Annotated in this window: 15 protein-coding genes; 4 read left to right on the forward strand and 11 right to left on the reverse strand. The window is 39.4% G+C overall.

Going from position 1 to position 15,314, the window contains the following annotated elements; translation table 11 throughout:
- Positions 1 to 60 precede the first annotated feature (60 nt).
- Positions 61 to 354 carry a hypothetical protein gene (locus C9J42_RS07895; RefSeq protein WP_005367981.1) on the reverse strand — a complete coding sequence of 98 codons (294 nt, stop codon included), beginning with the start codon at positions 352 to 354 and terminating at the stop codon, positions 61 to 63.
- Positions 355 to 595: 241 nt separating this feature from the next.
- Between C9J42_RS07895 and C9J42_RS07900 the strand changes: the two genes are divergently transcribed.
- A complete protein-coding gene (locus C9J42_RS07900; RefSeq protein WP_107247678.1) occupies positions 596 to 988 on the forward strand; it encodes a nitrous oxide-stimulated promoter family protein in 393 nt (130 codons plus the stop codon).
- A 364-nt stretch (positions 989 to 1,352) separates the two neighbouring features.
- Here C9J42_RS07900 and C9J42_RS07905 read toward each other — a convergent pair whose 3' ends face one another.
- Positions 1,353 to 1,721 carry a lipoprotein gene (locus C9J42_RS07905; protein ID WP_107208269.1) on the reverse strand — a complete coding sequence of 123 codons (369 nt, stop codon included), beginning with the start codon at positions 1,719 to 1,721 and terminating at the stop codon, positions 1,353 to 1,355.
- A 398-nt stretch (positions 1,722 to 2,119) separates the two neighbouring features.
- Here C9J42_RS07905 and C9J42_RS07910 point away from each other — a divergent pair, with 398 nt between their 5' ends.
- Positions 2,120 to 3,409, forward strand: a complete 1,290-nt coding sequence (locus tag C9J42_RS07910) for a hemolysin family protein (RefSeq protein WP_107208268.1) — start codon at positions 2,120 to 2,122, stop codon at positions 3,407 to 3,409.
- Between the two features lie 66 nt (positions 3,410 to 3,475).
- Here C9J42_RS07910 and C9J42_RS07915 read toward each other — a convergent pair whose 3' ends face one another.
- From C9J42_RS07915 to C9J42_RS07945, 7 genes are all read right to left on the reverse strand, one after another.
- The gene (locus tag C9J42_RS07915; RefSeq protein WP_107301864.1) at positions 3,476 to 3,934 is read right to left on the reverse strand and encodes a hypothetical protein; all 459 of its coding nucleotides are present in this window, start codon (positions 3,932 to 3,934) and stop codon (positions 3,476 to 3,478) included.
- 138 nt (positions 3,935 to 4,072) lie between these two features.
- Complete coding sequence (locus tag C9J42_RS07920) at positions 4,073 to 4,666, reverse strand: alpha-ketoglutarate-dependent dioxygenase AlkB (RefSeq protein ID WP_107301865.1); 594 nt, start codon at positions 4,664 to 4,666, stop codon at positions 4,073 to 4,075.
- Positions 4,667 to 4,766: 100 nt separating this feature from the next.
- Positions 4,767 to 5,813 carry a lactonase family protein gene (locus C9J42_RS07925; RefSeq protein ID WP_107208280.1) on the reverse strand — a complete coding sequence of 349 codons (1,047 nt, stop codon included), beginning with the start codon at positions 5,811 to 5,813 and terminating at the stop codon, positions 4,767 to 4,769.
- A 73-nt stretch (positions 5,814 to 5,886) separates the two neighbouring features.
- Complete coding sequence (locus tag C9J42_RS07930) at positions 5,887 to 8,277, reverse strand: family 20 glycosylhydrolase (protein ID WP_233220736.1); 2,391 nt, start codon at positions 8,275 to 8,277, stop codon at positions 5,887 to 5,889.
- A gap of 58 nt (positions 8,278 to 8,335) precedes the next feature.
- A complete protein-coding gene (locus C9J42_RS07935) occupies positions 8,336 to 9,280 on the reverse strand; it encodes a sugar kinase (RefSeq protein WP_107301867.1) in 945 nt (314 codons plus the stop codon).
- 100 nt (positions 9,281 to 9,380) lie between these two features.
- Entirely contained in the window at positions 9,381 to 9,773 is a 393-nt protein-coding gene (locus C9J42_RS07940) for a RidA family protein (RefSeq protein WP_005368015.1), read from the reverse strand.
- Between the two features lie 43 nt (positions 9,774 to 9,816).
- Positions 9,817 to 11,268, reverse strand: coding sequence for an amidohydrolase family protein (locus C9J42_RS07945; RefSeq protein ID WP_107294638.1), 1,452 nt, complete (start codon positions 11,266 to 11,268; stop codon positions 9,817 to 9,819).
- A 177-nt stretch (positions 11,269 to 11,445) separates the two neighbouring features.
- On the opposite strand from C9J42_RS07945, the gene C9J42_RS07950 reads away from it, so the two are divergent.
- Positions 11,446 to 12,717: an amino acid deaminase gene (locus C9J42_RS07950; RefSeq protein ID WP_107301868.1), complete on the forward strand. Its 1,272-nt coding sequence runs from the start codon at positions 11,446 to 11,448 to the stop codon at positions 12,715 to 12,717.
- Positions 12,718 to 12,745: 28 nt separating this feature from the next.
- Entirely contained in the window at positions 12,746 to 13,609 is an 864-nt protein-coding gene (locus C9J42_RS07955) for a MurR/RpiR family transcriptional regulator (RefSeq protein ID WP_107301869.1), read from the forward strand.
- A 43-nt stretch (positions 13,610 to 13,652) separates the two neighbouring features.
- Here C9J42_RS07955 and C9J42_RS07960 read toward each other — a convergent pair whose 3' ends face one another.
- Both C9J42_RS07960 and bla read right to left on the reverse strand, forming a co-directional pair.
- Complete coding sequence (locus tag C9J42_RS07960; protein WP_107301870.1) at positions 13,653 to 14,195, reverse strand: prepilin-type N-terminal cleavage/methylation domain-containing protein; 543 nt, start codon at positions 14,193 to 14,195, stop codon at positions 13,653 to 13,655.
- A 158-nt stretch (positions 14,196 to 14,353) separates the two neighbouring features.
- On the reverse strand, positions 14,354 to 15,241 hold the full coding sequence (gene bla, locus C9J42_RS07965) for a class A beta-lactamase (RefSeq protein ID WP_107301871.1): 888 nt from the start codon (positions 15,239 to 15,241) through the stop codon (positions 14,354 to 14,356).
- Positions 15,242 to 15,314 lie beyond the last annotated feature (73 nt).

Here is a 15,314-nt window from a genome sequence, read left to right on the forward strand (position 1 = left end):
CAAAAATCCGTTTTCCAATTCTACATTGGAGTCATGGAATACCGATTGAATCCATTCAGCTTACGAAATTCTGAATAGTTTAATCGAATCACGACGTACTGTTACACCACGGAAAGTTACAGGCTCTAACAACGTCATTAGTTGCTTAGAAACAAAAAACTTACCACCGTAGCTACGATCGCCACCACGATTAACCCAATCAGCAAATTCATCAGCCAGACTGAACATAGAGTTACCGACTAGTAAAACAAGAACTTTAGCAACTTCGCTATCGTTCTGACGGTTAAACTCAGCGTCACGAACTTTTTTACGATATTCGTCGACAATTCTTTCAAGGCACTCAAATCTGCTCATATACACCACCATAAAAATCGAGGCGTGGATACTACTGCTCTAGCCTATTTAAATCAACCCATCGCCTTATGTTTCTTTAAAAAACTGATACTTTTTTTCAATTTGGTAACAAAGATGATGCTATTTATCATTAAAAACACGATTTAATTTCATATTCACCCTCTAAAAACTTAAATGTTATTTCATATGCATGTTTGTATAATGACAGTATTAGATAGAGTCTATTAAGAAATACAAAATGATGACTATAAACACTAACTTTAAGCTGCTAGGTAAATTAAATCGTGAATATTTGACGATTTCAGCAATGATCGAAATTTACTGCTCACATCACCATTACGAAAAATGTAAAAAAGTTAATTTATGTGAAGACTGTGAATCTTTCAAAAACTACGTAAAACAAAGGCTAGATCGTTGTCCTTATGGTATCAACAAGCCGACATGTCGACAGTGCCCTATTCATTGCTACAACGTTCAAGAAAAGGTCAAATCACAAACAATTATGCGTTATTCGGGCCCTAAAATGATGTATAAACATCCAATAATGGCTATTACACACTTAATTAATGATAAAAGAAAAGTTAAAGCGTTAAATCAAGCAATGACTTCAAACAGAAAAATAAGAAAGAGTTAATAAACAACAAGTAAAAGTTAAATGTTCAGTAAAATATATTTTTACTTTTATATTTCATTCACTTTTAAGTCCGCTTTAGGGCTTGGCTACTTTATAATCAGCCTATTTACTGCTGTGTAAAAAACATACATCAATGTAATGACAAGAAATACCGATATAAGAAGGAAACTATTGAAAATAGCCCGTATGTACATAAATATTTCGTTTCATGACTTTTTATAAATAAAACAGTCAACATGTTAATTGTAGTAACAAATGGCTGGTATTTATCAGTAAAGGCTCATCACTTTAAATATTTAGAGTATTGCTACCTAAAAAAACAGCGATAGATGATCGCTGCTTTTTGATAACAGATGAGTTTTATTTAGTTTCGATAATAATCAATTACTTGAATTTTCACAGGTTTATCTGCGCTGCTAATATCGACAGTAAACTGATCGTCATCAACAACTTTCGCATTTTTTGCCCCTTCCCCAATGACGTCAACACCTTCAATCTTGGTATATAGCTTGGTGTAATCGTAATGCATGGTGACAGTTGCGGTAACAGGTTTAGAAGCCGTTAATTCAAAAGTACAAATACCTGTAGGACAAAACACATCAATATCTTCTGCGGACGTCACCGCGATAGAATCTACATTCTTAATTGGCGTACCGGTGATTTTTGCTTCCCCACAGCCTGTTAATAATAATGCCGTTGTAACTGCAACAAGGCCAAGTTGAATTTTTTTCACACTGATATCCTCATGTATTCCGCTGAACGGTGATCTTTGTTCACTATAACAAAGAAAGTTTTACGTAGACTATATCAAACATAACAAGTTCAATGAATTAGCATTGCTGAGACAGTGCTAACATCCATCAATCACAAACCAACAACAATCAATTCACAATTTCACCTCTTTACCCTAACAAGTATCACTAATTGTTTTCACTTCTGTTTATTGGCTAAACGAATACATAATTTATTTCTTATCAATAAGCAATAAAGGTTAATTTTTAATTAACCTTATAGGCATACTATAGATATAATCACCTACAATGTGTGAATAGGCTTTCTTTTATTCATGTTATAGACGCACCTATTTTTATTCCCACCCTATGGTGCACTCGAAGTTTCTAGGAGAAATAAATGAGTATCATTATTTTGGTCTGTTTGATCATTATTAATGGATTATTTGCTATGTCTGAGATAGCACTTGTCACAGCAAAGAAAAACCGGTTACAGCGATTAGCAGATGAAGGGAATATCTCTGCTCAAAAAGCAATAGAGCTAGGTGAATCACCAACTCAATTTCTATCAACAATGCAGATCGGTATCACTGTTATTGGTATTCTGAACGGTGTTATTGGTGAAGCTGCATTAGCTGGCCCTATTTCACATTGGTTAATTGAGTTAGGCCTTCCTGCAAAATCCGTTGGCTTTACTGCTTCAGCAATTGCGGTCATTGTTTTAACGTATGTATCTATTGTTATTGGTGAATTAGTCCCTAAACGATTAGGTCAAGTAAACGCTGTTTCTATTGCGGTATTTTTCGCCCGCCCAATTGCAGTTATCGCTTTTATTTCTCGTCCATTTGTCTGGCTATTGGCAAACTCAACCGATTTACTGTTGCGTTTATTGGGCAAAGGAAAAGACGACAGTTCAGCACTAACAGAAGATGATATCCGTGCAGTGATCGCGGAAGGTTCTCAGTCAGGTGTTATCCACCAGCATGAACATAACATGGTGCGTAATGTCTTCAATTTCGATGACCGCAAAGTATCTTCAATGATGACGCCACGAAATGAAATTGCGTATCTTGATTTAAATTATTCGCCTGAGAGCTATTTACAAAAATTACTCTCAAGCACGCATGCTTGCCTTCCTGTTGGAAATAACGGCTTCAGCGATTTAAAAGGCACATTAAATGCCAAGCAGTTATTACAATTTATCAATGATAATACGGCTGAAAATCCACTATCAATTTTAGATTACTTAACCCCTCCCGTTTTCGTACCAGAAAACTGGACAGGTACAACGCTATTAGAAATGTTCCAAAGCTCAGGTACAGACTTTGCCTTCGTGGTTGATGAATATGGTGATATTCAAGGTATTGTGACTTCTCAAGATATTTTAGAGGCATTAGCCGGTAAATTTACCCCTGATAATCCAAAGGATGTTTGGTCAAAGCAAAACCCAGATGGCAGTTGGAATTTAGATGGCATGATGCCAATCACTGTATTTAAAGATCTATTAGATATTAATAAACTGCCAGACGAAGAAGACGGCGGTTACCACACACTTAGCGGTATGTTAGTGTGGCTATTAGATGATTTACCTAAATTGGATGACTGTATTCGCTGGCAAGGTTGGCAATTCCGCATTCTAACATTAGAAAATAACCGTATAGATCGTATATTAGCTCAACGCTACGAATAATCTGTTGCGTTTCATTCAATCAAAAAAAGTTAGCCATAAAGGCTAACTTTTTTTTCATCTGCTCTATTAACTATAAGCAGGACTCGTTGTTTGTAACGTTGCTTTAAATGCCTTAATCATAAAAAACAGATAAAATATCTCAAAAGCAATACCATATAATAATAAGCCGTAGGTATCATGTTTTAAAGAATCGGGAAAAACAAAATACATAAGACCCGAGAATACAAACGTAAATGGAACGAGGTAAAAGATTAAAACTCGCCACGTTACAACCCAGCTTAACGAAAAGTATTTAATTAAATAGTTCTTTCCGTTATTGCCGCCATTGACGATAAATAAAATAATAAAGTTAATTATAATCATTACGTCATCAGCAAGTGACTCTAATGAATCTGTTTGTGGTAAGTAATACGAATACAGCATCATCAAAATAATCGGAATCAAAATGTACAACGCAGATTCCCGCTCAGTGACATTATTGTGTTTTAAATCAAGCAACAAGGCTTTTAAATTGAAAAAATACATATCCCCCTCCCTTATTGTTAATAAGCCTATCCTGTGAAGGTGGAGATAGTGATTGTAATAATTGATGAATTAGAATGAGTTATCAAAATATAACGTTTTGATGATAGCTATTTCAATCGAACGTGATCATACCTGCAGTTACTGATTAATATAACGAAAGGTCAAGTTTATGCGTGGCTCATTGACACGTTTAGTTTTAGGTAGTGCATGTTGCCAATACTGCTGGGTCTCTCCTGCCATTATCAGCAAAGATCCCGGTGTTAATTGAAAGGCAATTTTCTCTTTAGTGGTTTTATGTTTAAACACGAACTGCCGTGTTACACCAAAGCTTAAAGAAGCAATAACAGGTTGATGACCTAATTCACGCTCATTGTCTTGATGCCACCCCATGTAATCTTCTCCATCACGGTATAGATTGCCAAGCACAGAGTTAAACGACGTTTTCGCTTGCTGTTCACACTGTGTTTTTAAATCTAATATTGCCGATGTCCAAGGTTGTTGATGCATGGTAAGCCCTGAATAAGTATAAACAGCATCACCGAGCCATGTTTGTAACCTCGGCTGAAGCACTGACCTACCAAATAGCGTAATGTGTTCTTGTTGCCAGTTCAGTTCGTTTTTCAATTGCTGAAAATACTGTTCAGACTGCTGTAAATTCAAAAACTGTGGATGCCAATAGAGTAATCCATTGTTGATCGTTATCCACTCCCCTTGATCAGCAAACAAATCCATCGTGTTTTCCTAAATTCATTTAACAACAAGTTATACGTTTTTAAGGTACAAAAAAGCCACAGTCAACACTATGGCTTTTAAGACGTTAAGATCAATTTGATTATCGTGAAAGCATCTCGACAAGGCACACAGGTGCACCGACATTACAACGATAACCTGTTGCTGTGATATCACCCGTCTCAACATTACGGTGATAGCTAACAATATCGTTAGAATGTTGATTCGCCACCAGCAACCATTCGCCATTTTGGGAAATCACAAAATCACGAGGGAATGCCCCGCCACAATCAACAGCGGCTAATTGAGTGACGTTTTCACCGTCTACATTAAAATAACTAATCTTGTTTTGAGCACGACAAGAAACATATAAAAAGCGTTCATCTGGTGATAAGTAAATAGCAGATGCCGCTTGTTTATTTTCTTCATTAGCAAGCAGTGCTTGTTGTGATACTTGCTCCCAGCAGCCATTTTGTTTTGTGATCACCACAAGCGTTTCAGACAGTTCACACACAACATAGCCGATTGATTCATCATGGCTGAAAACAAGATGTCGAGGGCCTGATCCTGCTGGCATGTTTAGCGTTTGATTTAAGGCAAATGATAATGTGTTTACGTCATAATCGTAAAAGTAAACGCAATCACTGCCTAAATCAACAACGGCTAACTGATTGGTATGCTTTAGAAATGTAACTTGATGTGCATGAGGGGCTTCTTGACGATCAACATTTGGTCCACAGCCATCAACAAATAAATCTGCGATACACTCTGTCGGTTGACCTTCTTCATCTAAACCATAAACAGTGACATTACCTGAACCATAGTTCGCCACCGCCAAAAGCTTATCTTTTACATCAATATGACAAGGATAATCCCCAGCAATAGCTAAAGAACAACGCGCTTGATGATCAGAATAATGAAGCTGTGCACCACTGTGTCGATCAACTTCATTAAAGGTATATAACCCGTTTTGAGTCGCAGCAAGATAAGATGGATTATGCTGTTGTTGCAACGTATCTGGCACTATCTCATTGTTTAACGTTAATACGCCAGATTGAGGATCAAGGGAAATGCCTACAACACCATGACTATCACTCGGTGCATCGGTATAAGTACCTACATAAAAATGTAAGGGAGATTGTTTTGTCATGGAAACCTTCATAAATAAATGCGTTATCAATCATTAAAATGCCGCCTGAATAATCAGACGGCAACGACTTCTTTTAATGATTTTCTAAAATGTGAAGTAACTGCTTAGTTGGCGAGACGATAGCAACGATGGTTTCGTCAAATATGACGGCATTTTTATCAATAATTTGATGATAAGCCGCTACCTCTTGCTCTGATAACTGGCTTCCCTGTTTTATTTTATCAATCAGGTTCATACCGAGTTCTGCAACCGCTATAACAGCATCAGTCATCGGCAGAGTATTTACAGCAGCAATATTGTTAGCAAAAATTGGTTTTGCTTGCTGCGCGGCTAACTTAACGGTTAAGTAATGCATATTTAGCGTAGCAAGGGCTGACATATCCCCCTTATTAATACGTGAAACCAGATCGTTCATCTCATACACTGCCAAACTTTCAACAGGCAATGCATCCGCAAAGCGATTTAAACGCTCATACTGGTTATATAAATCGCCTTTCGTTGGTGTCGAATTCCACTTCTCCCAATGACGTGCATAATATTGGGCTGGCTCAACGTACTTGGCTAAGGTTTGTAACGGGCTTGAATCAGTACCATTAGCAAGACGTTTTAGCATCATGTTTGCATCTGCATGATGGCGTAACCCAACAGATATCTCTGACCACGTATCGATTGCTTTCATCCGCTTATACATGCTGCGCTCATCAGTTAACGCTTGGCTTGACCACAAACGCTCTGCAATTGCGTAACTTCGCGGCCATAAACGGTGCTCAATCGTCATAGAATCAAGGTTTTCGCCCCATATTGTGGTTTCACCACCTAAAATCAATGCTTGTTCTTTTTCAGTTAATTCTGCTGGATAGCCCCCATTAGGTTCTGGGATCTGACTGCCTTTTATATCACTACTTGCAATAAGTTGCCCTGTTGCAGGCCAGCGCACATTACCGATTAACTGATAACTGCTGTCTGCAAGTTTGTCATTGGAAAAATCGTAATTAAATTCGGTGTATGACATGAAGTTATCGAAATAACCTCGGAATTTAACGCCTGGCACATACATAAGAATGTATACCTCTTCACGAGACTTACCGTTGTAGTCTGTAAACGCCCGATAACTGCCATCAGCAGCGGTAATAATAGTTAAGTTACCTTTACGTGGGCCATCTTTGCTTCTTGGCTTTACCCAATCATAAGTCTCGAATACCTCGCCTTGACGAAGTTTGTCATCCACCGTGCTCCCTTTAGGCATAGGATCGTTTCGATAGTGATAGCTTGTCGGTTGTGGCTGATCAAGGTAATACCCCGTAGAAAGAATACCTTGATACCCTTCTTTTGCGGCACGGCCTATGCTGTCATGACCTTGCCAGCTTTGGATCACTATCGATTTGGGTAACTCTTTATGCCAAATTTCATCCCACCCGATCATTTTCTTACCGCGCTCTACCAGCATCTGCTCTACTTTAGTATTAAGATAAGACTGTAAACCGCGTTCACCATCAATATGATGCTCTTTAATAAACTGCTGAATTTTCGGGTTGTCACGCCATTGTTTATAGTTAGGCTCATCCCCGCCTATGTGGAAATACTCATCAGGAAATAAGGCAACAACTTCATCAAACACACTCGCTAGCATTGCATAAAGTTCTGGATTAGTAGGATCCATTAAAGGTTCAAATACTCCCCATCCACGTTGCTGAGGGTATTGTTGCTTTCCTATGCCAGACATTAATTCAGGGTAAGCATGAGCCACCGCAGATGCATGACCTGGTAATGATATTTCTGGAATAACACGAATACCTAAATTACGCGCATAATCGACAACCTGACGAATCTGAGCTTTGCTATAGAAATCACCATCGGTCGTGTCACGCCAAAGTTTTTGGTATTTATCGAGTTGAATACGTATGCCTTGATCGTCCCATAGATGCCAGTGAAAAACATTGAGTTTGGCTGATGCCATTGCATCTAATTGACGAAGGATCACATCAAGCTCAATGAAATGTCTTGAAGTATCATAAGATACCCCACGCCAAGGAAAGCGTGGCCTATCTTGAATAGAAACAGCAGGAAAAAAATAACCAGTAGCATCCATAGAAACTATTTGAAGCAGAGTTTCTAAGCCACGAAATACACCATAATGCTGCGCTGCATTAATCACAATTTTACCGTTGCCAACATCAAGCGTGTAAGACTCGTCACTATCTATATTCTGAACATCTGATTTGGGGCGATGATGAATATTAATCACTAACGTCGCGTCTTGTTCAGATTGTGCTTGCCAGTTCAACATGGGCAACCCTGTCTGACGATAAAGTCGCTCAATGATTCTTTTGGCGTAAAATTGTACACGAGGCGAATCGTAACCTTTGATATAAATAGCAAAGGATTTATCCAACGTGACTATGCCTTGTTTACGCTCCACTCTCTGTGGATAAGGCATTAAATTTAAATCGCTATTTGGCGTCATTGCTATGCAACCATTAGAAACGTGGAACAAGGAAAGACATTTTTATGATCTCAGGTAATTATAAAATTAAATGTCGCATTATATCGTTGGGGATAATGGCGCCTGAATGTTGGATCACAATTGCCGCTAAAGCATGTCCTAACGTTGCTGAGTCTTGATGGCTTTTCCCTGTAACTCGCCCAGCTAAATAGCCCGCAGCAAAAGAGTCACCTGCCGCACAAGTATCAATCACATTGCTCACCTGCTCTGTCGCAACATCAGCACGCTGAACAAGCTGATCTTGGCGCCAAATAAGCTGGCAAGGTTCACTCCCTCGTTTTATCACTATTTCATGACAGCCCATGCGTAAACAACGAGCAGCAACGCTTTCATCATCTCCCCACACCAATACATCATCGTCTTGTGTGATTAACGCGATATCAACCAGCGGTAAGATTTGGCTATACCAATGTTGCGCTTCTTCGCTCGACCATAATTGAGGGCGATAGTTATTATCAAAGATGATCTTTCCACCTGTTTGCGAAAAAGCTTCAAGCCGGTTTTTAAGTCGTAAGCGGCTTGCTTGGTCTAAAATGGCAAGACTAATACCGCTCAGGTAAAAGTAATCGTATTGCTTATCTTGTAATGCAATTTCTAATTTATTCAGTGATGAGGTTGAGAAATAGCGTTTTGCTGCCGAGTTATCTCGCCAATAGAGAAAACTCCGCTCACCCGTTTTATCCGTTTGTACCATGTATAAACCGGGTAATTGCTGAGCGAAGATTTCAACTAAATTGGTGTGGATTCCTTCTAGATGCCATGTTTCCAGCAGCTCTTGAGATAATGTGTCGACACCTAATCCTGTCGCATAAGAAACATGTACTGAGTGCTGGCAAGTTAATCGTGAAAGATAAAGCGCAGTATTTAATGTATCGCCACCAAAGCTTTTACGAATAGGATCGCCGCTTAGTTCGATCATACACTCACCAAAAAATGCAATCTTGGTTTCAGCGGAGTTAAGCATCAATTGAAAACTCGATATGTAATGATATAAATAAAAAAAGAGCGCCTAAATAATCGAAGAGATGGCATTTAGGCACTCCAAATAAAGCTTAAATCTAGGGTTAGCGGCGGTCTTCTCGGTAACAAGTCACATCGACTTCGACTTTTACATCAACAACCAAATCACACACCATGCAAATACGTGCTGGTGGATGTTCACCAAAAAATTCACGAAACACTTTATTGAATGATTGGAAATAACGAGCATCAGTAAGCACGACTTTTACATGCATTACATCGGCAAGGGTATAGCCTGCTTCGTCCATGATATCGATACAGTTTTGGATCGCTAAACGAGACTGGTCAACGATTCCTCCTTCTACTACCTCACCATCAATCATCGGTGTTTGACCAGAGACATAAAGAAACCCTCCAGCCTCAGTTGCGCGAGCAAATGGCAAGTGTTGACCTCCTGTACCTACCCCACCTTCTACACCATAACGTTTGATTGACATACGACTCTCCACCGATAACTAGTTATTCTTTAAATATGTTTTTTTAATTATTTTCTTGGGTGCTACTTCTAAATAAAAATACGCCTTTCCTTTTGCCACTGACGTTGCCATTTGAATAGGTTAATTGTCCATTTACAAAGACGCTTTCTATACCCTTAGCAATAGATATTGGGTTTTGAAATGTGGCTGTATCTTTTATGGTATCAGGATCAAATAAAACTAAATCGGCAAACGCCCCTATTTTTATTTCACCACGATCTTTTAATTGATATCGATTCGCCGACATTCCCGTCATTTTATGAACCGCTTCTTCTAATGAAAATAACTGTTCTTCACGACAGTATTGACCTAACACTCGCGGGAACGTTCCCCATAAACGAGGGTGTGGCTTCGGATCATTCGGTAAGCCATCAGACCCCACCATGGTCAATTTATATTTTAAAACTCGTTTTACATCGTCTTCATCCATACAGTGATAAACAGCCCCTGCCGGTTGTAATGCTCTTGCTGCTTCTAATAATGAAAGATTCAGCTCTTCAGCTATCACCTTTAGGGTTTTACCTGCGAGTTCTGGTTTGGGTTCTGACCAAGTAATAAAAATATCAAAATCATCCGTAACTTGATTTAAATCTAGCGTTGATGAACTGGCTGAATATGGATAACAATCACAAGCAATATCTTGATATTCTGAGACTTTATCCATCAAGGATAACACTTCTACCGTGCGCCCCCAGTTACCAGCTCCTGCACATTTTAAGTGAGATATAACCACAGGTACTTGCGCATGCTTTCCTGTTTCAAAGGCTTCTTCCATCGCACTGATGATCGCTTCAAACTCTGTACGCATATGGGTTGTATATATACCACCATATTGACTTAGCACTGTCGCCAACCTCATGACTTCATCTGCGGTGGCAGCTTTTGCACTTTGGTAAGCTAAACCGGAGCTTAATCCCAATGCACCTTGCTTCATCGCTTGAGCTAAGCTCTCGCGCATAGATTCAATTTCTTCATTTGTGGCAGTACGTTGCAAATCATCTATTACGTTATTGCGTAATGTGGTATGCCCCACCAAGGCTGCAACATTCACTGCTGGCTCCGCAGCTTGCACCGCCTTTACATAATCGCCAAAGGTTGAATATTGAAAATCGTCTTTTTTTCCCAATAAGTTCATTGGCTCCGGTGGCTCTCCTTTCAAAATCGTGGGGCTTGCACTAATGCCACAATTGCCCACTATCACGGTTGTGACACCTTGGCTAATTTTAGAAAGACACTCAGGAGCACGGATCACATTGGTATCATCATGGGTATGTACATCAATAAAACCCGGTGACAACACCAATCCTTCAGCGTGAATAATTTGCTTAGCGTCATAACCATCTAATTGACCAATCGCTTGAATACGATCCTGACAAATAGCGACATCCGCAATGAACGATGCCGCGCCAGTACCGTCAACAATGACTGCTTTTTTAATGATGGTATCGCACAGCATATTGAGCACGCTCTAAATTTATAAGATGTAGACATAGTAAAGAAACGCGGATTTTAATCAGTGATAAAACACACAAAAAGGTAACAATTGTTTGATAGTTTCTAACACGTAACTTACCCTTTTATACATTTATAAAATAAGTATCAACAACTTAACTTATGTTAGAAAAGGTGATGCATGGATAAAAATCTCTTTGAATACGATAAAAACTATCATGATAACTGTTTTACTACGCCAAGTTTTGGTGATAAATCGCAACCAATTACGACTGAGTCAAATCGGAATTACAGCCTTATTGATGAAGAAATCGCCTTACCTGCAGCAGTAATTAAAGCCTCTTTACTGGATAATAACCTTCAGTGGATGCAACAATTTGCGAATCACCATAACGTGAAATTGGCACCTCATGGTAAAACGACCATGACCCCAGCCTTTTTCCGCCAACAACTTGAACACGGCGCGTGGGGCATCACTATTGCAAGTCCTGCTCAAGCCCAAATAGCCGTACTCAGTGGGGCACAAAATATCATTATGGCGAATCAATTAGTGGGTCGCGCAAACATGATGATCATTTCACAATTAATCAAAGATTATGATGTAGACTTTTATTGTTGCGTCGACTCAAGACGCAATGTTGAAGCCTTGGAAGACTTCTTTGCCAGCCATGATCAAAAACTGAATATATTAATTGAAATGGGTGTTGATGGCGGTCGTTGTGGTTGTCGTACAGCGCAAGAAGTCATGGCGTTAGCTCAACTTATTCACCAAAGCCCCCACTTAAACTTAAAAGGTATTGAAGTCTACGAAGGGGTTATTCATGGCGATGATGCAGAACAACGAGTCAGAGACTTTCTCAATCGTACTATTGCAATCACCATCCAATTACAGCAAGAACACCTCATTCAAGGAATGCCATTAGTCACAGGTGCGGGCTCTGCTTGGTATGACATTGTTGCTGAATGTTTTAATAAGCAGCAAGAGTTAGAGGCTGTTATTCGTCCCGGTTGTTATGCCATCCATGACACGGGCATTTATCTTGATGCGCAACATCAAGTCATGCAGCGTGCTGAAAAAAATCAGGGAATAGCATGTGATTTAGGTGGTGATTTAGCATCAGCACTGGAGCTTTGGGCGTATGTGGTCTCTCGACCAGAGCCGAATAAAGTGATTGTCGGCTTTGGCAAGCGTGATGCTGCTTTTGATGCAGGATTACCTATTCTTGAACGCGCTTATCGTAATGGTGAACCTGTTGTTTTTGATCAGGTAAAAACAACGGCTGTGATGGATCAACATGCTTTTCTCTCTGTTTCAAGTGATTGCGATCTACAAGTAGGTGATGTCCTCGTATTTTCAACTTCTCACCCTTGTCTAACCTTTGATAAATGGCGTGCTGTCGCAGTATCTGATGATAACGATCGCGTCACTCACTGGGTAAGAACATGGTTTTAAACGCACTAATTAACAAGAGGAAAACAATATGAGTGTAGATGTCGATATTATTTCTCAAATAACAGAGCGTTATAATGCCCTTCGTGATGCCGAAAAGAAAGTCGCACAATGGATCATGGATGACATCCAAAGCGCAGCCAATGCCAGTATTACTGAATTAGCACAAGGCGCTGATGTTAGTGAAGCTTCTATTACTCGTTTTGCTAAAGCGATTGGATGTAAGAACGTGCGTGACATGAAAATTAAACTCGCGCAAAGCTTATCTGTCGGTCAGCGATTTATTCTAGAGCCACCGGATCAAAGTGGTTATCAAGGTATTTATGAATCAATCAAACAGTCGTTAGATGTAAACCGCAGTTTAATTGTCGAAAAAGATATTGATACCGCTGCTGATTGGTTACACAACGCTCGGCAGATCATCGCTATTGGAATGGGCGGCGGTTCAACAATTGCCGCACAAGAAATACAGCACCGTCTATTTAGATTAGGCTACCCTGTTGTGGCTTACAACGATGGGCTGTTATCACGAATGATAGCCGCAACCGCCGAAAGTAATGATGTTTTAGTGATGATTTCATCTACCGGTTACACACCAATCGTGGTTGAAACCGCGCAGTTAGCCAAAGAGTACGGCTTAAAGATTATTGCTATAACCCCGAATAATACCCCACTCGCGGAAATAGCTAGTTTAGTGCTACCAATTAAACATCAAGAAACAGACTTTATCTATAAACCATCCGCATCACGCTACGCCATGCTAGCACTGGTTGATGTCATATCAATGGCGATTGCAGTTAAAAACAAACGACGTTCAAGAGACAAACTGCGACGATTAAAAATAGCCCTTGATGCTCATCGAGGTGGTTTAGAGAGACAGCCGCTTGGAGATTAATAAGAGAAATATCTATGTGGCTGTTTAAAGGGAAAATACTGGGTTAACAATCTTTATCTTCAAGACCAACAACAGGTGGTTCACCATCGTAATAATTTACAAAGTAAACGCCACACTGATCGTTATAACTAAAACCACGAGGAAATATTTTACCGACTTTAGGTGTGGTATTGCCTGCTGGTAATGCTGAGATTTGACCACTAGGTATTGTACCTTGATTACCCAAACCACACCACTCAGCCTGGCATTGGGTATCTCTACCACTGGTATACATTACATCATTCAAGGTCAATAAGTAACGCATGCTATGCATCCAATGCCCGGTTGGATAACCCATAACAATTTCAATATCAACATCACCTGCATCTATCACTGACTTGTTAGGATCATGCTCAACACCAAGAACTATGGCGCGCGTATGGACAAAATCACTTGCCGTTATCAGTGAAGATTTCACTCCTTTTAATAAAGCAATGCGAGCATCTCTACTGATATTTAAAAACTTAGGGGCGACGAAAACAGCAATAATTCCAACAATAACGATGATGATAACTAGTTCAATAAGACTAAACCCTCTAATTTTCAATATCGTTATCCTTTATGTACATCAGTTTTTTGTGTCGTATATTTCCATCCTATTGACTGAGCAATGAATAGCAAACAAAGTGTTGGAAAAACGTTAGCAATATCAATAGATCATAAAAGCACAACATAAATTACATTGTGCTTTCGTATTCCTGTGTTTTAAGCCCCAAAATGCTGCAAAATAGCCTGACCAATTTGAGCTATTTCTTTATCACGCTCAGGAATACTCGCTTTAGTACCTGTTAGATAAATACTGATCACTAACGGTTGTTTTTGTTCGTTCCATACCACAGCAGTAATACCACGTGAACCATGGCCACCAGCGCCTGAGCGATCTGCAATTTCCCACCCTTTTGGTAAGACTGAACGCAACAAGCCATTTGAAACTTTATTGGCTTTCATCCAGTCTTTCAGTTGTTGTTTTGAAGACGCATTTAAAGCATTACCTAATACTAAATTGCTAATCGTTTTATTCATTGCATAAGGTGTAGTGGTATCACGCTCATCACCTGGTGTTGCCTCATTGAGTAATGGTTCAATACGATCTAACCTTGTTACATTGTCACCACTATCAATTAAAAATGTCGTTACGCCTACTGGGCCACCAATATGACTTAGTACTAAATTCGCCGCTAAATTATCACTGGTTGTCATGGTGGCAAAACACGCGTCTTTTAATGACACCTCTGTGCCGACTTTGTCTTGAAATACTGGCGCATAATCTAAAATTGTATCGGCGTTGATCAGATAGGTTTTATCCATCATGCCATCATTGATTTGGTTATCATGTAGTAACTTTGCACAAGCAAGTGTTTTAAAGGTACTCATTAATGGAAAACGTTGATCGCTGTTATAGCCAAACAACTGCTTTCCTTTGCCATCAACGACTGAGACACCAATTCTTGCACCTAATTGCTTTTCAGCATGTTCAATTGCTGAATTAACTGTGATGTTTTCCGCTAGGCTCACGCTAGAAAAGCCCAAAAGAGAGCCCATTAATACTGAACCAATAATGTGTTTTGATATTTTTTTTGATAAATAACGCATGTACACCTCTGATAATAGCTTTCACATTTTATCAGTAAAAAAATCCATTAAAAGTAACGTTTGCGACATAAAG

The sequence above is a fragment of the Photobacterium sp. GB-56 genome (assembly GCF_003026105.1).
Classification (GTDB): Bacteria; Pseudomonadota; Gammaproteobacteria; order Enterobacterales; family Vibrionaceae; genus Photobacterium.